At 61.5% G+C, this 19,202-nt stretch carries 11 protein-coding genes and 1 pseudogene; 8 read left to right on the top strand and 4 right to left on the bottom strand.

The window, feature by feature from the left end; all coding sequences use genetic code 11:
- Positions 1-849 precede the first annotated feature (849 nt).
- Both WKW77_RS30960 and WKW77_RS30955 read left to right on the top strand, forming a co-directional pair.
- The gene (locus WKW77_RS30960) at positions 850-2,139 is read left to right on the top strand and encodes a porin (RefSeq protein WP_340360726.1); all 1,290 of its coding nucleotides are present in this window, start codon (positions 850-852) and stop codon (positions 2,137-2,139) included.
- Positions 2,140-2,375: 236 nt separating this feature from the next.
- A complete protein-coding gene (locus tag WKW77_RS30955) occupies positions 2,376-2,840 on the top strand; it encodes an acyl-CoA thioesterase (protein ID WP_340360725.1) in 465 nt (154 codons plus the stop codon).
- A gap of 604 nt (positions 2,841-3,444) precedes the next feature.
- Here WKW77_RS30955 and WKW77_RS30950 read toward each other — a convergent pair.
- Together WKW77_RS30950 and WKW77_RS30945 are read right to left on the bottom strand one after the other, a co-directional pair.
- Complete coding sequence (locus tag WKW77_RS30950; protein ID WP_340360724.1) at positions 3,445-4,581, bottom strand: IS110 family RNA-guided transposase; 1,137 nt, start codon at positions 4,579-4,581, stop codon at positions 3,445-3,447.
- A 461-nt stretch (positions 4,582-5,042) separates the two neighbouring features.
- A complete protein-coding gene (locus WKW77_RS30945) occupies positions 5,043-6,410 on the bottom strand; it encodes a site-specific integrase (RefSeq protein WP_340360723.1) in 1,368 nt (455 codons plus the stop codon).
- A 197-nt stretch (positions 6,411-6,607) separates the two neighbouring features.
- Between WKW77_RS30945 and WKW77_RS30940 the strand changes: the two genes are divergently transcribed.
- The 5 genes from WKW77_RS30940 to WKW77_RS30920 all read left to right on the top strand — a co-directional run bounded on the left by WKW77_RS30940 (position 6,608) and on the right by WKW77_RS30920 (position 15,094).
- Positions 6,608-7,669: a DNA-binding protein gene (locus WKW77_RS30940; RefSeq protein ID WP_340360722.1), complete on the top strand. Its 1,062-nt coding sequence runs from the start codon at positions 6,608-6,610 to the stop codon at positions 7,667-7,669.
- Positions 7,670-8,339: 670 nt separating this feature from the next.
- Entirely contained in the window at positions 8,340-11,900 is a 3,561-nt protein-coding gene (locus tag WKW77_RS30935) for an adenylate/guanylate cyclase domain-containing protein (RefSeq protein ID WP_340360721.1), read from the top strand.
- Positions 11,897-13,138, top strand: coding sequence for a class I SAM-dependent methyltransferase (locus tag WKW77_RS30930; protein ID WP_340360720.1), 1,242 nt, complete (start codon positions 11,897-11,899; stop codon positions 13,136-13,138). Before WKW77_RS30935 ends, WKW77_RS30930 begins: the two co-directional genes overlap by 4 nt.
- The gene (locus tag WKW77_RS30925) at positions 13,110-14,327 is read left to right on the top strand and encodes a fatty acid desaturase family protein (protein WP_340360719.1); all 1,218 of its coding nucleotides are present in this window, start codon (positions 13,110-13,112) and stop codon (positions 14,325-14,327) included. Before WKW77_RS30930 ends, WKW77_RS30925 begins: the two co-directional genes overlap by 29 nt.
- Positions 14,328-14,362: 35 nt before the next feature.
- On the top strand, positions 14,363-15,094 hold the full coding sequence (locus WKW77_RS30920) for an OmpW/AlkL family protein (protein ID WP_340360718.1): 732 nt from the start codon (positions 14,363-14,365) through the stop codon (positions 15,092-15,094).
- 200 nt (positions 15,095-15,294) lie between these two features.
- On the opposite strand, the gene WKW77_RS30915 is transcribed toward WKW77_RS30920, so the two are convergent.
- Entirely contained in the window at positions 15,295-16,377 is a 1,083-nt protein-coding gene (locus WKW77_RS30915) for an IS630 family transposase (protein WP_340360717.1), read from the bottom strand.
- A gap of 407 nt (positions 16,378-16,784) precedes the next feature.
- Here WKW77_RS30915 and WKW77_RS30910 point away from each other — a divergent pair, with 407 nt between their 5' ends.
- Positions 16,785-18,053: a cytochrome P450 gene (locus WKW77_RS30910; RefSeq protein ID WP_340360716.1), complete on the top strand. Its 1,269-nt coding sequence runs from the start codon at positions 16,785-16,787 to the stop codon at positions 18,051-18,053.
- A gap of 149 nt (positions 18,054-18,202) precedes the next feature.
- Here the strand turns inward: WKW77_RS30910 and WKW77_RS30905 are convergent.
- Positions 18,203-19,105: pseudogene (locus WKW77_RS30905) on the bottom strand (IS630 family transposase); the annotation flags it as partial.
- Positions 19,106-19,202 lie beyond the last annotated feature (97 nt).

Raw genomic sequence — 19,202 nt, 5'->3', positions numbered from 1 at the left:
GTCAGCTGGCGGCGACAATTGTCTTGAGCGGCTCAGGATAAGTTGACGCCGGGCAGTCAGCACAACAGGGACCCAAAGCCGCTGAAGTGGAAGTACGACAATCCACAACGCCGACACCACCAATTCTTCTGATTCAGTGGACTATTGAGGGCAAGCTCGATGCACTGCCTTGGAATGAGAGCGCCGAGCTACGGAGCTCACCCAGGTGGAATGTCGCCGCAGTTGATGGTGAGATGAGCCCCGCAGCGATGCCTCGGTTATGGTGCTGGCGCTGACCGTACTGCTGCGGCGACGCCTCAGGTGCGCTCTCGGCCCTCGGTGGCCGTGGAGCACTCGTCTGCCGGGCGCTCTTGGCGACGCACCGGCTGAGGGGCGCCGAGCCGAGTAAAGCTCAGACGGCCCCTTCGTTCGGGCCAGCGCTGCTCGAAGAGCAGCACATGCTCCCATGCTTCGGCGGGCACGCCGCCGAACACTGTGTGATGTGAATGGCGATTGTGCAGGCCCTTCTGGATTTGAGAAGCACCCTGCAAGCGCACCCTGCGGCGGATCGCCGACGCTGCGCTCCGTGCCTTCTCGTCTGCGAGAGGCGACTCTTCAAAAGATCGATCGGAGCCTGCGGCGACTGGTAGACCATAGCAGCGCAAAACGGCGTGCTCTCCGCAGTGAACTCTTTGCATTCTCAACGAGACACCCGCGGAATCGCGAGCCCCTTGACCTATGGGACACCAAATCGTAATATACGCCATATAGTGGCACGATGTGCCGAATATCGGCACATATATAATGCGAGACATCCACGCAGAGCCCTTCACACCCGAGTCCCGTATTTAACCTTGGAGAAAATCTGCAATGAAAAAGACTCTTGTCGCCTTGGCTGCTCTGGCTGTTGCCGGCGTTGCTTCGGCCCAGTCGTCCGTGACTGTGTTCGGTGTCGTTGACGCTACCTTCAGCGGCTATTCGAACAAGTCGGAAAACGCCTTCGGCAAGGAAGTCAAGGTCACGAAGAACCAGTTGACGAACTCGGGCTATAACAGCAGCCGTCTGGGCTTCCGTGGCACTGAGGACCTCGGTGGCGGCTTGGCTGCTAGTTTCTGGCTCGAAGCTGGCCTGTCCAACGACGACGGCAACACGGGGGGCAACGTCGCGAATTCGGGGTCGACCGTCACCGGCCTTTTCAATCGCCGTTCGACCGTGAGCCTGTCGGGCGCATTCGGTGAAGTGCGCCTGGGCCGTGATTACACGCCGAGTTTCTGGAACGACAATGTGTTCGATCCGTTCGGCACCGTTGGTGTCGGTACCAACCTGATTTCCACGGCCAATGGCTTCGGTCCTGGTGCTCCAACGGGTTTCACTCAAAACCAAACGTACATTCGCGCCAGCAACTCGGTCGGCTACTTTCTGCCGCCGAACCTGGGTGGTTTCTACGGCCAGGTCATGTACGCTTTCAACGAAGCGACGAAGTATGACCCGGGTACGCTGACCCCTGACGTGGCTAACACGCAGCGCGCGGGTCGTTACGTCGGTGGGCGCTTCGGTTACGCGAATGGCCCGCTGGACGTCGCTGCTGCCTACGGCGAATCGACGATCGCCGACAACTTCTTTGCTGGCACCACAGGCACGCTCAAGAGCTGGAACATCGGCGCTTCATATAACTTCGGCGTGGTGAAACTCTTCGGAGAGTACTCGGCTGCCAAGAACGAAACCGATCGCTCAGCTGTCAACACATTCAACGCGTTCGGCTTCACCGACCCGGGCGCCAAAGGATGGCTCATCGGCGCGACTGTGCCGGTCGGCCCTGGCCTGATCCGCGCTTCGTACTCGGGCGTGAAGTACAGCGATCTGCCGCTGCCTGCTGGTATTCCGGTGGCTAACCAGATCTTCGGTCTGAAGGATCCGAAGGCTGACAAGTTCGCGCTCGGCTACGTGCACAACCTTTCAAAGCGCACCGCACTGTACGCCACAGTCGCCTATGTGGACAACAAGGACAACGAGTTGTACCGCAACGGGCTATCTGCTAGCGGCGCGTACTATGCCCCGTCGGGCACCACTCCCAACAATTCAGCCGCGCAGGCGGCCATCGGCGCGGTGACTCCCAAGAGTTCGCTCGCCTACGACTTGGGTCTGAGGCACGCGTTCTGATGGCATTCGAATCGACTTGAAGCCAGAACATTTCGAAGCTTCACCCATTGGCGGCAACGTCGAACTTGACGAATCGGACCCGCAGTCGACAGCGAACTGCTTCTCATAGGCGTTGCGGGGATCGAGTTCGGTGCCCACCAGAGATTCACGCTGAATTGGGCAGCGCTGCTCGAGGTCGTGATGACTGCGTCGGCTGGCCTCTTCGGAATCATCCCACTGTACTGATGGAGAGGGTCATGGATATGCCCGCGCACCAGCTTTCGATGAGCGTCCTGATGACGCCGGACACCGCCAACTTCTCAGGGAATGTTCACGGTGGAACGATCCTGAAACTGCTCGACCAGGTTGCGTACGCATGCGCCGCACGATATGCCGCGTGCTATGTCGTCACGATGTCGGTTGACCAGGTGGTCTTCCGGCAGCCGATCTACGTGGGCGAACTGGTGACCTTCCTTGCGTCCATCAACTACACCGGGACCTCGTCGATGGAAGTCGGCATCAAGGTGGTCGCGGAAAACATCCGGACGCAGGAGGCCCGACATGTCAACTCATGCTTCTTCACCATGGTCGCGGTCGACGAGAGCCGCAAGCCAGTTCCTGTTACCCCACTGAGGCCCTTCTCGCCCGATGAAAAGCGGAGGTATGCAGAAGCGCTAGAGAGAAAGGAGCTGCGCCGGGAGATGGAGAAGCGTGCGCGCTGACGCTAGGCTTCTGGCCTTCAGCTTGGCAATGCCATCTGGATGTCTGCTACGCATTGCTTGATGCGGCTCCAGAGGGGCGCGGTGCGGCCGCAATGAAACAAGTCCGTTGCGCAGCAGCGTATGCCGACCTTGAAGCTGGACTGCTTGGTTGCGGCGTTCCAGCTGGGCACGGGGAAGGCTCTAGTGGGCCCGGAATTGCCATCGAAAGGCCGTCGGGGGAATTCCGTTGTGCAGCGGATGCGGACCTCGAGGCTGATATGGCTTGATCCTGTCAAGAAGGCGAGCCGATCTCTCCGGATTGCTGGATTGCCGGATTGCCGGATTGCAGAATTGTTCGCGAATGCCGGATAGGGAACGCGACGGAGCTGGATGCGTAAGCGACGGTTGATCATGCTGATATGCGTGGATTGGCTACCGACAGTTCATGTATTCGTCGCGGGGCTGCCTGCTTTCTAGGGTCTGCGTTTTGCCACTTGCGTGACTGCGCAATAGCCTCGCCGAGGATTCCCCTGTGGCCGTGGCTGCGCCGCGTTCCCGATCCGGCCTCAAGAAGGTTGTTCGATAGGTGCCTTTCCTGGTGATGTGTGCCCATGTCATCGCGGGTTCACTTCGAGGCCGGCGGTGGTGGCGTCACCTCGCGCGCAATGGCCCACACGAAACCGGAGAGTTCGCACGCGATGGCCACGACGATCTTGTTGTGCGGCATATGTCGCGCCCTCAGTCGCTTGAAGCGTGCGCACAGCCGAAGCTGCGCGCTCCAGGCGATGTCGGTCACGGCCTTGGGCAGTTGCGTCTGGCGCTTGGCGATGTCTGCGCTGACTCGAGCCGGATAGCGGTATTGGTGCGCTACCTCCACCAGCATGCGCCGCGCCGCCGAGTTACCGGCCTTGGTGATGGCTCCCTGACGGCGGCGCTGGCCGCTGGAGTCCTCGCTAGGCACCAGGCCCAGGTAGGCCATTAACCGGCGCGGATTGTCGAAGCGGTGGAAGTCCTGGATCTCGGCCACCAGTGTGACCGCGGCGATGAGTTGCACGCCGCGCAGCGCCTGCAGCGCGGCCACCACCGGCGCCAACGACCAGCCCGCGAGCGCGTCGCGCAACGACTGCTCCAGGCGTGCGATGCGCGCCCCCGACTCGCTCACCGCGTGCAGGTACTCCTGGAAGGCGATCTGCTGCGCGGCGTGCGGCAGTGCCAGGCTGGCCAGCCAGCGCAGATGCGCCGCCGTCCAGGCGGTCCTGCCCGCGTACATCACGCCATTGCGCAACAGCAGCGCCTTCAGGCGATGGCGCGCGTTGCGCTGCTCGCGCACGGCATCCTCGCGGGCGCGCGCCAAATCGCGCAGCGCCTCGTCCACCGCGTCGGGTATGCGCACCGCACTGAGTTCACCCGCGCGCGCCAGGCGCGCAAGCATCAACGCGTCGCGCCGGTCGGTCTTCACCCGATCGCCGGAGCGCTTGGGGATCGACGAAGGCGCCACCACCTCGCACTGGTAACCCAGCGCGGCGAGGTGGCGCTGCAGCACGAAGCCGCAGGGACCCGCTTCGTAGACGACCTGCAGGCAATGCCCCCGACTGACCAGGCGGCGCAGAGCCTTGCTGACGGCAACAACGCCGCCGGCGACCGCGCCCAGATGGCGCACTTCGCCGTCACGGCCGGCCTCGGCCAGGGCAATGTCGATGCTGTCCTTGTGGACGTCCAGGCCAACGTAAACGGTGGCCGCAGTGGTGGTAGATTGACTCATGGCCCGTCTCCTTGCACGTTGCAGGCTGTCCGCCCTTCGGGGTACAGCCTTGTGGCTCGGCGCACCTCATGGTGCGCAACCCACGGTAGTCCCGGAGACGGGCCTCCTCAACGGCTCAAGCCATTCTGTCTAGGACCGCTTGCCGTTTCTGACCTGTCATTTCCCGTCAGGCTAGTGGAAGGCTGTGAGGGCCCATTTAAGGCTGTTCGCCCATCTCCGAAGCGGCCTTTCGTTGCCCCTTGCCAATCAACGATCGTGAATGCCAGCATCAAGCGGATCCGAAAAGGCAGAGGCGGGTGGCAGGCGACCCTCGCGCAAACTCGCAGCGGGTGCGCGCCCGTGCTCGCGCATGGGTGCGCCGGTCAGCAACTGCACGCGGCACGGCTGGGTGTTCGAATTGCTCGGGGCGGTGGCAGCTGATTGCGCCGGCGGTGGCAAGGGACTCCCACGCGCAGCTCGCCTCACTCGTCGTCGAGCAACCTGCCCATCCTGCTGCCCAGCGCCGATTCGGCCCTGAAGTAGCCCACGACCGTGGCGATGCTCTGGTGGCCGGTCATGGCCATGGTCTCGGCGAGCGGCATGTTCTGGCGGCCGGCTTCCGTCACGAACCCCGCGCGCAGCGAGTGCGCAGAAAAGCTCCCCTCGACTCCGGCAAGAACACAACGCTCCCGCACGATGTCGCGCACGGCCGCCGGCGCGAGCGGCTCTGCCAGGTGCCCGCCGCGCCGGATGCGCCGGAAGATGGGCCCCTCGTGGATTCCTTGCGCGCCGAGCACCGCGAGCCACTCGCGCATGGCGGCGGCGGCCGTGCCCACGAGCGGCTTGACGTCCTCGGGCCGCAGGCTGCCGCTCTGGTTGGTCTTGGAGTGGGTGAGGGTGTAGACGAAGGACTCGGCATCGATGCGCTGCAGGTTCGCGAGCGTCGCCGAGGCGATCTCGGAGCGCCGGCGCCCGCCCGTGGCCCAGCCGAAGAGGAGGAGGGCGCGGTCGCGCTTGCCCTTCACGGACTCGTCGCAGGTGGCCAGCAGCAGCTGCAATGGGTCCTTCGTGAGCGCGCGCTGGCGCTTCGCAAGCGCGCCGCGCTGGGCGTAGGCGCGGCGCGTGCGCGCGAGCAGTTCGCGCACCCATGGGTCGGCACAGGGATTGGCCATGCCAGCATCGGGCGATCCCGTGGCGCCGGTCGGCCCGGTCGATCCCGCCGATCCCGCCGATCCCGCCGATCCCGCCGATCCCGCCGATCCGGTCGCGCCGGCCCGGGCCATCTGGTGCGCCTTGGACAGCACCGCGATGCGATGCACGAGCGTGTTCAGGGCCGGCGGGCCCAGGCGCGACTTGTAGCCATGCTTGACCAGCGCCTGGTCGACCTCGGGCGGCAGCTCGGTGACGAGCGCGGTGCTGGGTTGGGCGGCTCTGCGGCCCTTGCGGCCCGGGGCCTGGCTCGGGCTGTCATCGCCGGTCTCGGCCGGGGCTTTCGGGGGATCCGCCTGCGAAGGCTCGTTCGGGCGGCGCGCCGCATGGTCGACGATGAACTGCACCACGACGGGCACCGGCACCGGCAACGCGAGCGCTGCGCCGTAGCGCGCGGCGTACCAGGCGCACCAGTAGCGCATGGCCGAGCCGTAGGAGGCGCGCGTGTTCGAGGACTCGCCCTGGCGCAGCAGCGCGCGCGCCGCTTCTTCGGCCGTCGAGGCGAGCTCGCGGGGGTCGAGCACGGCACGGCGCTCGGCCAGCGTCGCCAGCGGATGGGCCGCGGCTTCGGGCTCGGCTTCGGCCTTGAGCGCCCTGGCGGGGGCGCCTGGGCTGGAATCGGGGTCGCTCGAAGATGGCATAAATATCCTACATATCACGTATGATCTGCTACATCATACACCGATAGACCACGATAACGCTCCCTTATCGTGGGTAAAAAAGAGCGGGGGAAGGGCACTTCAAACTGAAAAGTTCGAGGGTGCTTTTTTAAGGTTTGCGAGGGTCGGCGGGCGCCCCGGTCCGCGAAAAGTCGGCTAGCACGCAGGAAAGGAATGAGATGAACCAGGTCACCGAGTTGAGAAGCCGCGGGATTCAGGAAAGCGATGTCTTCGCGGCCGCGGATGCGCTGCTCGCCGAGGGCAAGCGGCCCACGATCGAGCGCGTTCGGCAGCACATCGGGCGCGGCTCGCCCAATACCGTGAGCCCCATGCTCGAGAAATGGTTCGCATCGCTCGGCGATCGGCTCGTGGGTGCTCCAGGTGTTGCTGGTAGCAAGCCTGCTGGCAACGATCCGGACGGCATGCCCTTGGGCGTGCGCAACGTGGCCAAACTGCTGTGGGAAACAGCGCGGCGCGAGGCCGAGGAAGTGCAGCGCAGCAAACTTGAATCGACGCGGATGGAACTGCAGGCGCGCGAGCAGGCCTTGGTCGAAGCGCAAGGTGCTCTGGCGCAGCGCGAAGACGCCTTCAAGCAGGCGCGCGTGAGCCTCGATACGGCGCTCGCGTCCTCGCAGCAGGCGCGCGAGACCTTGGAGCGCCAACTGAAGGACCACGCCATCGAGGCACACCGCGTGCGCTCGGGGCTGGAGGACGAGATCCGGCGGCTCGCCGCCCTGCTCTCTCAGGCAACTGAAACGCAGGAGCAGATGCGGCGCGAGCATGCCGAGGTCATCGCCGCCAAAGAGCAGGACCTGCGCCGGACCGAGGAGCGGCATGCGGGCCAGGAAAAGCGCATGCTCGAAGACGTCGACCGCGCGCGCCAGGCGGCGAAGCAGTTCGAGACGGGGCTGGCCAGGGAGCAGCAGCGGCGCATCCAGAGCGAGGAAGCCGCGGCCCAGACGCTGGAAGCCGGGCGCCGGACGCTGCGCCAGACGCAGCAAGCCGCACAACAAATAGAACGCGAGCTTCGCGATCGGCTTGCCGATCGGGCCAGCCTGCTGGCGGGTTCCCAGTCGCAGGCCTCGGCGCTGCAGCAGCGGCTGGATGACCTCGAACGGCAATTGAACGAAGAGAAGACCTCGCATGAGGACACACGCGGACTGCTCGCCGAGGCACTGGCCGCCGTGCGCAGCACGGACAAGCCGCCACGCAAGGCGGCTTTTCGGCGAGGCAAGACATAGATCGCAATGCCGGCGACTCATTCACGATGGTCGTCGTTTGACGCGTTGACCTTCGATCGACAGGCTCGTGCCTGCGGCACGAGTGATGGATGGTCCCCCCTCGGACGGTCAGGACCCGACGTTCCTCTTCTCGCGGACGGCGCGCGTTTGGACTAGCATTGCCTTCGATCCGAGACGCCCCGGCTCGGGCACCCCCTGCAGCAGGAGGCGCTTCATGGTCGCCAAAGCCATCAGCAATGAAACGCTAGAGCATCCGGGGCGAAAAGAACGTTGCAACTTACGTCACGGCCTACGACCACGTCGCCACCCTTACGCCGTCCTCGGGCTTCCCGATCGTCTATAACCTGAAGATCAGCGGCAAAATATACCGCTCCGTGCGCTTCTGAGAAGTCCTTCGGCGCGCCGCAACATCGGCGATCCCAAGTCGTCGACGCTGGACGCGATCGCGCAATGATCGTCCCTGTCAGTGCATCCCCAACATGAGGGAGATTCAGTGCGGACGCGGCGCTAGCCAAGATGAATCATAAGGTGCTACTCTCTGGGCCGTGTCGCGCACAGTCGTCCTCTTTTAACTCGAACAAGGAGAGGGAAATGACAGCCTGGAGGGAAGTCGCGGTGGTTGAGCACGTCCTGAACGAATGCTGATCGGTCGCGGACCGGCATCCTTGACATGTCGACGACTCGATGTTCTGCGTGCGGGCAGTTCAACCCGCAAACGCAGAATTTCTGCGGCGAGTGTGGTGCTTCGCTCTCTTCTGCGGTGCGAGCCGACCGTGGCGGGGGGGATACTAGTTCCTATACCCCTCACTACTTGGCTCAGGGCGAGCTGACTACCCGATTCGCTTTCGAAGGGGAACGAAAGCTTCTCACTGTCCTCTTTTGTGACATTGCCAACTCGACCCAACTCGCCGCGCGCATTGGCGCGGACGCAATGCATTCGCTGTTGGGCCACTTCTTCGATCTAGCGCTCACTGAGATCCATGCCGTTGAGGGCACGGTCAATCAATTTCTCGGCGACGGCTTCATGGCCCTCTTCGGAGCGCCAGTGGCGCACGAAGACCACGCACGCCGAGCACTGACCGCGGCGGTGAGCCTGAGATCGCGGCTTCACTCTTCAGTATCCAAACCATTGCACGATCTGCGGGTGCGTATGGGCGTTCACACGGGCCACGTCGTTGTCGGGATGATTGGCGACAAACTGCGCCTTGACTACACCGCCATCGGCGATACCACGAATTTGGCAGCGCGCTTGCAGCAAAACGCGCAGCCCGATGTGATCTTGGTCAGTGAGGCGACCCAGCGGTCCGCGCACTTGTGGTTCGACTTCAGGTCCATCGGACGACCACTGCTCAAGGGCATTCCAGAGGCCCCCGAGGTGTTCATCCTGCTCGGTGCCCGATCCCCGCGGGGAGCAACGCCGTCGCACACACAGAATCCTCATGAGATGGTGGGGCGGGTGAGGGAGCTGTCACTTCTGTCGCGCTCACTCGAAAAGCTGGCTGCGGGCCAGGGCTCCATCGTGATCGTACGCGGTGAAGCTGGCGTTGGTAAGTCGCGACTCGTTGCCGAGGCAACCCGCGCGAGCGCCATGCAGAGATGGGTTGAAGGCCGAGCCTTGTCCTTTGGACGCAAGTTGAGCTACTGGCCCTTCATATCGATTCTGAAGACATGGTTCGGAATCGACGACAACGACTCAGAAGCGACAGCTTGGACCAAGCTAGAACAGGCGGCCCAGGAATTGTTCGCTGAAGATGCACGCGCTGCAGTACCGTATCTGGCAACGGTGCTGTCCCTGCCCGTTACCGGGGAACACGAGCAACGCGTCAGATACCTGGACGCACGTGGGCTTGGATCGCAGGTGCTGCTGAACATGCGCGAACTGTTCGAGCGACAGGCGCGCCGTTCCCCTCAGCTGATTGTGATGGAGGACTGGCACTGGGTGGACAACTCCTCCGTCGCCCTGTGCGAGCACCTGCTGCCACTTGTGCGTAGTTCCGCGATCTGCTTCTGGTTTGTCACACGCAGTGAGCCCGGTGAGCCGGCCGCGCGCATACTCGCCGCCGCCCGGGCACAGCCAGAGTTGGCACTTTGTGAAGTGTCTCTGGCGCCCCTCGCTTCGGCGGAGAGCGAGTCGCTTATCTACTCGCTCGTGGGCCCAGGCGCCCTCACCGCTGCAGCTCGCAGCGCGATTCTGCGAAGGACCGAGGGAAATCCATTCTTCATTGAAGAGATCATTCGATCTCTGATGGCCGACGGATCTCTTGTCCACGACAGCCATGAAGATCGATGGCGTACTGCCAAGCCGATTGATGCAACTTTCTTCCCCGCGACAGTCCACGACGTCATCGTTGCCAGAATCGACCGACTCGATGAAGCCGTCAAGAGTGTCCTGAATCTCGCCTCAGTGATTGGCCGTACCTTCTTGCTGCGGGTGTTGAAGGCAATTGGCGACGTCAACGAAAAAGTAGATGCAGGCCTCGTGCAGCTTGAACTGGCGGAGCTGGTCAAGCTGCGCCAGCAAATTCCGGAGCTGGAGTACATCTTCAAGCACGCCTTGGTGCAAGAGGCCGCGTATGCAAGTATTCTTGTGGAGCGACGACGCACCATTCACCGCAGCGTCGCACGGGCGATCGAGACGCTCTTTGGTGAACGGATCGATGAGTTCACCGGGCTCCTGGCCTATCACTTTGCACTCGGCGAGGAGTGGGACAAGGCCAGGGACTATCTCTTCAAGGCTGGTGATCAGGCGGGACGCATGGCCGCTGATGCTGAAGCACTTGACTACTACCGCCAAGCTGAAGAAGCGTACCTGCGAGTTGCAGGCGCCGGGCTTGCGCCATTGGAGCGTGCGACGCTGGACCGTAAGCTCGGCCAAGCCCTATACGGGGTGGGGCGCTATGACGAGGCCGTTGCGCATTTCTCGCGTGCCTTACTCAACCTTGGCATCCGCTATCCGTCCAGCCGCCTTGGCGTGCGAGCGAGCACCGTGAAGTTCTTCAGTGCGCACTTCACTCGAACAATCGCCAGTAAACTGATGCCTCCGAGAAAGCTCAACTTGGATGTCGCTCAAGAGATCTCCACCATCTGTCAATCGCTGGCCTGGCTGGACTTTTTTGTTGATGAAGAGCGCTTTGGACTCGACAGCTTGATAGAGCTGTATGCCGGTGAGCGCAGTGACGACGTGGTTGCACGCGTGCGCGGACTAGGAACACTTTCGGTGGTTCTGATGATGCTCGGTGCGCTGGGTCTTGCACGGCGACGGATTGATGAGGCGGTTGCACTGGCGCTGCAGAGTGGACAACCGGCCGCCGTCGGTGGCGCGCTGTTTGTTCGGGGTTGGCTCGGCTGGATCGACGGAGCTCCCGATCTGGGTCGCCAGTCGCTGCAGGAAAGTGCGGCCGCCTATCGCGCGGTCGGTGACATTCGGCGCTGGGGTGGCCCTACCTACTTCATGTGTTGGATCGCTCTGCAACGCGCCGAATTTTCGAGTGCGTCCAAGTTCGCCGCCGAATTGATCCGCGTCGGCGAAGACTCGGGAGACCCGCATATGGTCACTTGGGGGCTCACCGCACGCGGCGCCATCGAAATGACCGCGGGGCCGCTGGAGGACGCGATTGGCTGCTTTATCAAAGTGCGGCAAATGTGCATGGCCATCTCGTCCTTCCGAACACAATCCGACGCCGCGGGGCTGCTTGGCATGTGCCTCATGCGCCAGCAAAAACTGGTCGAGGCCGAGAAGATGGTTCTAGAGGCTGTCGAGTTGGTGCAGTCGCACAACTTGCGCGGGCACTGGTCATGTGACCCGTTGAACGCCTACGCGCAGCTGCGTCTACTGCAGGCCGAGCGCTGCCCCATAAGCCAACGCGCCGGCGCCATTGGCGTCGCCAGAAAGGCGTGCACGCGGGCACTTCGCTGTGCCCGTGATGCTGCGACCTGGCTGCCCGAGACGAAGCGGCTATTGGGAATCCTTGCTCACCTGCGGGGTGATACCCGGTCCATGCAAGTGCACTGGAACGCGAGTCTTGAAATCTCCGGCAGATTGGCGCTTCCAGTCCAACGAGCGCGAACACTGCTGGAAGTTGGACTGCGCCTGGGAGATAGACAAGCCGTTGACCAAGCGGTGCAGGAGCTTGCGCTCAAAGGCGCCATCGTTGACCTTGACCTGGCTCGTGCTGCACGGGCCTCCCGTTGGCCCGACGCGGCCAATACCTCCCAAGAGGTGCTCACATGACGACTCAAGGACATCCAGCGGCTGGGGCAACGGGGCCGCGCAGCGCCGCAAGCGGGTCGAGACATCAGGGCCTCCTGTTGGCTGCCCTCGACAAGTATGTCCAGAAAGGCCGCATCGCATTTGTGATGAATGGGCAGTCCGCAGTGGTCGGCCGAGGTGAAGAGCTCGATGTGCGCGTGCGCGTTCACAGTCATGACTTTTATCGAAAGGTCATTTGCTATGGAAACCTGGGACTCGCCGAAGCGTTCATGGCAGGTGACTTTGACGTCGATGATGAGCAGCTGCCGCAGTTACTCACCTTGCTGTTGCAAAGCAGGCTTGACGCACAGCTCGCGCACGATCTTCACTTTGTCATTCACTATGCGTGGATCCGCCTAATGAATTTTGCAGTGAGTCGAAAGACAAACGTGCAAAGGCACTATGACATCGGGGCGGAACTCTTCGACGCCTTCTTGCGAGACCGCTATCAGGTCTACTCCTGTGGCTACGCGCACTCAGTTGGCGACGATATTGACTCATTGCAGCGCAACAAGTTAGAACGCATTTGCCAGAAGCTGAAGCTGCGGTCTGGGCATCGGATGCTCGACATAGGCTGCGGCGGCGCCGGCCTACTGATTCATGCAGCACTGAACCATGGGATCCGGGGCGTTGGAATTACCAACAGTCGCGCACACCATCAGTTGGCGTTGCGAAACATTCGAGCGCATGGATTGGAGGACCGAATTGCAATTGAGTTTGGCGATTTCAGCGGCGTTGCGGGCAAATTCGATCGAGTGGCAAGCGTTGGCATGCTAGAGCATGTGCCGCCGCGCACGGTGTCGACGTTCTTTAGAAAAGTGGCTAGCGTGCTGACCCCGGGAGGCTGGGCCCTTGTCCACGCCATTGGTCTGAACGCCGCAAAAAACAAGCACGATCCATTCATCCAGAAGTACATCTTTCCTGGCTCCGATACGCCCAAGCTTTCTGTCATGGCAAGAAATATCGAGGCGAACCATCTGGCCATTATCGATGTAGAGAACATCGTTCGACATTACGCGATCACATGCCGTCGATGGCTGGAGGCCTTTCGGTGCAATCGCCATACCTTGGATGAAAGCTACTATGACGCATCGTTCAAGAGGATGTGGGAGTACTACCTCTCGTGCGGTATCGCCGCTGCGACAGCGGGGAACTTGGCTGTGTATCAGTTGCTCTTCACTGGTGACTACCATGCCCCCTATTCGTTCCAGCGCGTGTGAGGGGGAGGCGTGCCAGCCCACCATCCCACTGGCCTTTCAGGCGTTTCGGGAGAACCTTGTGGTCCAAGGCTTCTTCAGGCGTAAGCCCACGCGCTCCATTCTGGAGATCTTTGCCTTTGTCACTGTCACAGCCCTCGGGATCGCACTGGTAGTGGCGAGCGACTGGCCGTTGGTGAAGATCCTTGGGCTGGCGCTGGTGACGCTAGGAAGCTTGGGCGTCTCTACACGCGCTCACACGGCCTCGCACAACGCCATCAGCAACCGAGCCTGGGTCAACAGGGCGCTCACCTACTTTGGATTTCCGTTCTTCCTTCAGGTCTCTGCAACCTACTGGCGCCACAAACATCTCGTGGTGCACCACCCCTATCCCAACGTGGCTGGCGTTGACGATGATGTGGATCTGAAGCCGTTTTTTGCGATGACATCACACGAGTTGGTGATGGCAAAAAGCTGGCTACAAACACTGTACAGATTCCAGGTGGCGTACTTGCCACTAATTCTGATCGGCAATGCCTTCAACGTGGTGCGCTGTGGGTGGAAGTTTCTCGCCACCAAACTTCTTGATCAGCACGCGCGGCGAGGTGAGCACTGGGTCGACCTGGGTGCGTTGATGCTGCACTACGGCGCCTGGGTCGGCCTGCCCATGCTGTTTCTTGCGCCAACGGACGTGCTGACGTTCAACTTGCTTCGCTTTGCCTTGCTCTCGTACGGCATGTTTGTGATCTTCGCACCGGCACACTTTCCTGCAGAAGCGCTGATGATTGAAGCTGACCCTGGGCGCGATTTTGTGGCAACGCAGACCCTTACAACGGTGAACTATCGAACGGGATGGTTGGGTGGGCTCGTTTGTGGCGGCTTGGAGTATCAGATTGAACATCACTTATTGCCAGCCATCAGTCCCACGCACTACCCGCGTTTGAGTGCCCTAGTGCGCGAGTACTGCGAGACGCACGGATACCCCTATCGGTGTTTGGGTTGGTGGGAGGCGCTTGAAAAGTCTTTGCTCTCGTTCGTGCATCTGAAGCCAATTCACGCGGTAGTCGCGGCTGCGACCCCCGAGAAGTGCCCTCCTGAGTCGAGCCCGGCTCGCGAAAGCGAAGCGCCTCCATGCTGCGGTTGCCGCGAGCTCGCTGAGGGCGCTCAACGCTTGGAAGCGCCTGAGGGTCCAGGAGCGTTGAAGGATCGGTGATCGATAGCCATCAGTGATTGCCTGAGGAGATGATCATGAACCAACGCAACGCCATGATCCTACTGGTAGGCTCACTCATGGGTCTGATCAAACCCGCATTGGCACAGCAAGCGGGCGCCTGGCAAGTTGGGGCGGGTTGGGTGCATGTGGCGCCGCAGGACTCCAGCGAGCCCTTGACGTTCACTTCGCCAGTGGTCGCGCAAATCCCCGGTTCCGGTGGCAACGTCCATAGCGCCGACACCTTGGGGATAAACATCACCTATTTCGTCACGACTCACTGGGCTGTGGACGCGGCGATGGGTATACCGCCGAAATTCAAACTCACGGGCACAGGTTCACTGGAATCGATCGGCGAGCTGGGGCAGGCGCGTCAGTGGAGCCCGGCGATTCTGGCCAAGTACTACTTCAACGAAGGGGGAGATCGGTTTCGGCCCTATGTGGGCTTCGGCCTCACCTACACGTGGTTCACGGACGTTGAAGTGTCGACTGGATTGCAAAGCGCGCTTGCGTTGCTGGTCGGTCGGCCACCTTCCACCAGCGCAGCCACTGCGAAGCTGGACAGCTCCTTTTCGCCGATCGTCAACCTCGGATTTGCGTATCGCTTAAACGAGCGTTGGGGCGCGACGTTTGCCGTGTCCTACACTCCCATCAAGACCAAAGCCTATCTGACCACCGTCTCCGCTGCAGGCGCGACCGTTGCAAGAGCTGAGTCAAGTTTAAAGATCAATCCGATCACTCCTTACTTGGCGCTCGCCTACAGCTTCTAGCTACTCGGTCAAGAACTGTTAGCGCCACCGGTGAGCTGGCCCCTTGAGCCACGCGACACTCATAGTTACATTGTTACGGCAATAAATGGCGGAATCGCCTTTTGGGGATTGACTTCTGCGAACAACGATTTGACGAAAGCGGGACCGACTCGCCCTGGTCGCTCGCAATTGCTAGTGTAGTGCGCCACGTAAATATGTACTTATCTCTTGATCAGCGCCAGCGCCGCCTTGGCTCTCGTGACCTTGGCCAGGATGTCGTTCGCGCTCTTGGTCCAGATGAACGGTTTGGGGTTGGCGTTGTGGTGTTCGACATAGAGATCGATGGCCAACTCCAGTTCAGGCACGCTGGTGAAGCTGTCGCGCCGGATGCGGTTCTCCGAGATGTCGCGGAAGAAGCGCTCGACCATGTTCAGCCACGACGCGCTCGTTGGCGTGAAGTGCATGATGAAGCGCGGGTGCTTGGCGAGCCAGGCTTGAACCTCCGGGTGCGTGTGGGTGCCGTAGTTGTCCACGATCAGGTGCAACTGCAGGTGCTTGGGCGTCTTGCGCTGGATCAGGCGCAGGAACTGCAGCCACTCGGCGTGGCGGTGTTGCGGCTGGCACATCGAGATCACGGTGCCGTCCAGGGTGTTCAAGGCGGCGAACAGGGTGGTCGTGCCGTGGCGCTTGTAGTCGTGCGTGACAGTGCCGGCGCGGCCCTTCTTCATCGGCAGGCACGGCTGGGTGCGGTTGAGCGCCTGGATCTGGCTCTTTTCGTCGCAGCTCAGAACCAGGGCGCGTTCGGGCGGGTTCAGATACAGGCCCACGACGTCCAGCAGCTTGTCCTCGAAACGCGGATCGCGCGAGAGCTTGAACGTCTTCTGTCGATGCGGCTTCAGGCCGTTGCGCTGCCAGACGCGGCGAATCGTCGTGGGTCCCACCCCAAGCTGCGCAGCCAGCGTGCGCGTGCTCCAGTGCGTGGCGGCGATGGGCTTTTCGTGAAGCGTCTTGTCCACGATGCTCGATTCCAGCTCGGCGGTCACGCTGGGGGTACGCCCGGGGCGCGGCGCATCGTGCATCAGAGCCTCGACCCCGCCCTCCAGGAAACGCTGGCGCCACATGGCCACCTGGCGTCGATCGAGATCGACCTCGACTGCGATCTCCTTGTTCTGCCAGCCCTGGGCGGCCAGCAACACGATCTTGGCCCTTTGCTGCACACGGGCCTCGACGCGGCCTCGCCGCGTGAGGGCGGTCAACTCTCGTTGAACAGCGGCATCCAGTTCGATCCTTGGGGCAATGCGCATGACGACCTCCGTCGAGGTCGGAGTGTGCCGTATCAATTAAGTTCCTCTATTTTGAGCGCACTGCACTAGTCAGGCTGAGACGTTTCCTACTGTCCAGTGCCTAACCTGCAATCACGTCGCCTCAAGATGATGCACAGGGCCGGGCACGTGTCTGCGAGCTAAGCATGGGCCGCGTGCCATAAATCTCATCTACTTGGGGTATGGCGATCGCGTGGAAACTCGCGATCATCCCTCCGTCGTGAAAAATTGACGGCCGCCTCAAAAAGACGGAACCTCCCCTCTTCAATCCGTGTCCTCCGCTGGGCCTTGCGGAAGTCGTCCAGTGGAGGAGCGGTTCACATGCAGGCTTCGTCACCGGTCGGGGCGAACTGACCTTGCGTTGAAGCCCGACCGCGAGGCCAAAATACATGAACTCTCAAGCTGATAGTGGTCATGTTCAATCTGTCTCAATCGACATGCGCGACCCCGCGTTCCGTCATGACCCGCATCCAATGCTCCGGAATCTGCGAGAGAGTGGGCGGTTAGCGCGTGACGTCGTGGGTGTCTGGCTAATTACTCACCATGAGGATGCCAACACGGCGCTGCGTAGCAGGGAACTCAGCCGTGAGTTCTGGCGACTACCTTTCTACCAAAAGTATCGGCCTTTTCTCGCCGACTCTACGCTGGAAAGAATAGTAGAGCAATGGATGCTTTTCACCGATCCGCCCACTCACACAAGACTGCGCAATCTGGTCAACGATGCTTTCAAGCCTCGGGTCGTCGAAGCGTTGCGAGAGCGGATAGAAAGACTTGCCGACGAACTTCTGGGCAAGCTACCCACGGGCAACGCGCTTGAGCCCTCCTTCGACTTAATGAGTGGATTGGCACAACCACTTCCCGTGCGGGTGATCTGTGATCTTATGGGCCTTCCATTCGATGATTTTGGACAGACCAAGCAATGGGTGGACGCGCTGGCGGTCGTTTTGGAGCCTGTTATCCATCAAGAGCAGCGGCTCGCAGCGAACAAGGCAGCCGAAGAAATGGTTGCGTACTTACGTAATGAGATCGCAGTACGCCGTAAACAGCGGCCACGCGATGATTTGTTGGGCGCACTGCTTGCCGCCCATGAGCAAAGCACAAACAGTTTAGACAGCGGGCCGAACTTCAGCGAAGACGAAGTGCTTGGAAACCTCATACTACTTTTCATTGCGGGTCATGAGACCACCACCAATTTGATCGGCAACGGCGTACTCACACTATTGCAGCATCCGTCGGAAATGAACCGCTTGCGTGCCGACCCAACGATCGCTCCGATCGCCGTCGAAGAAATCCTCCGCTATGAGGGATCCGTCGCGATGATCAACCGCTTCACCGTGGAACCGTACGCAGTCGGGGAGACGGTGATTCCGGTTGGTCAGACTCTTATGTTTTTATTCAGTCCGATCAACCGAGATCCGGCAGTCTTTGCCGATCCCGAGCGATTCGACGTCACCCGTAGCCACAATCCGCATCTAAGCTTTGGCGCCGGAGTGCACTTCTGCCTGGGCGCGAGATTGGCTAGACTCGAAGGCGAGATCGCTTTCAACAGGTTGCTGGCAAGATTCCCGCGCCTGACGCTGACGGATCCCGTGCCCCGCTGGCGGAAATTGATCAACCTTCGGGGCCTTGAAATCCTGATTTTAAGAGATGCCGCATAGTCGCCCGTCGCTAGTCCATTCTGCGGACGTCTATGCAAAAGCTTCAAGAAGGTTTGGGTTGCCCCTCATGTTCGGCTGAGCTAAAGGCCCCTGTGGGTCTGGACTCCTTGGCGGCTAGTTCTAGTGTAGTGCGCCACTCAGATATGTACTTATCTTTTGACCCGTGCGAGTGCTGCCTTGGCTCGCGTGACCTTGGCCAGGATGTCGTTGGCGCTCTTTGTCCAGATGAACGGCTTGGGGTTGGCGTTGTGGTGCTCGACATAGAGATCGATCGCCAATTCCAGTTCAGGCACGCTGGTGAAGCTGTCGCGCCGGATGCGGTTCTCCGAGATGTCGCGGAAGAAGCGCTCGACCATATTGAGCCAGGACGCGCTGGTCGGCGTGAAGTGCATGACGAAGCGCGGGTGCTTGGCGAGCCACGCCTGCACCTCGGGGTGCGTGTGGGTTGTGTAGTTGTCCACGATCAGGTGCAATTGCAAATGCTTGGGCGTCTTGCGCTGGATCAGGCGCAGGAACTGCAGCCACTCGGCGTGGCGGTGTTGCGGCTGGCACATCGAGATCACGGTGCCGTCCAGGGTGTTCAAGGCGGCGAACAGGGTGGTCGTGCCGTGGCGCTTGTAGTCGTGCGTGACGGTGCCGGCGCGCCCTTTCTTCATCGGCAAGCCCGGCTGGGTGCGGTTGAGCGCCTGGATCTGGCTCTTTTCGTCGCAGCTCAGAACCAGGGCGCGTTCGGGCGGGTTCAGATACAGGCCCACGACGTCCAGCAGCTTGTCCTCGAAACGCGGATCGCGCGAGAGCTTGAACGTCTTCTGTCGATGCGGCTTCAGGCCGTTGCGCTGCCAGACGCGGCGAATCGTCGTGGGTCCCACCCCGAGCTGCGCGGCCAGCGTGCGCGTGCTCCAGTGCGTCGCCGCGATGGGCTTTTCGTGAAGCGTCTTGTCCACGACGCTCGATTCAAACTCGGCGGTGGTCACGCTGGGGGTACGCCCGGGGCGCGGCGCGTCATGCATCAGGGCCTCCACACCGCCTTCCAGGAAGGTGAGCGTCCAGCGATCCCACCTTGCGCCTGACGCAGCGGCTCCCGAGGATGGCGTCCACCTAAATTTGGCGGACGCCTATGCATCCCAATACTTCCAATCGCCGAGTCCA

Source organism: Variovorax ureilyticus, assembly GCF_037889935.1.
GTDB classification, from domain to species: Bacteria; Pseudomonadota; Gammaproteobacteria; order Burkholderiales; family Burkholderiaceae_C; genus Variovorax; species Variovorax ureilyticus.
The sequence above is the reverse complement of the archived record's forward strand: the minus strand, read 5'-3'. Positions and strand labels throughout refer to the sequence as shown.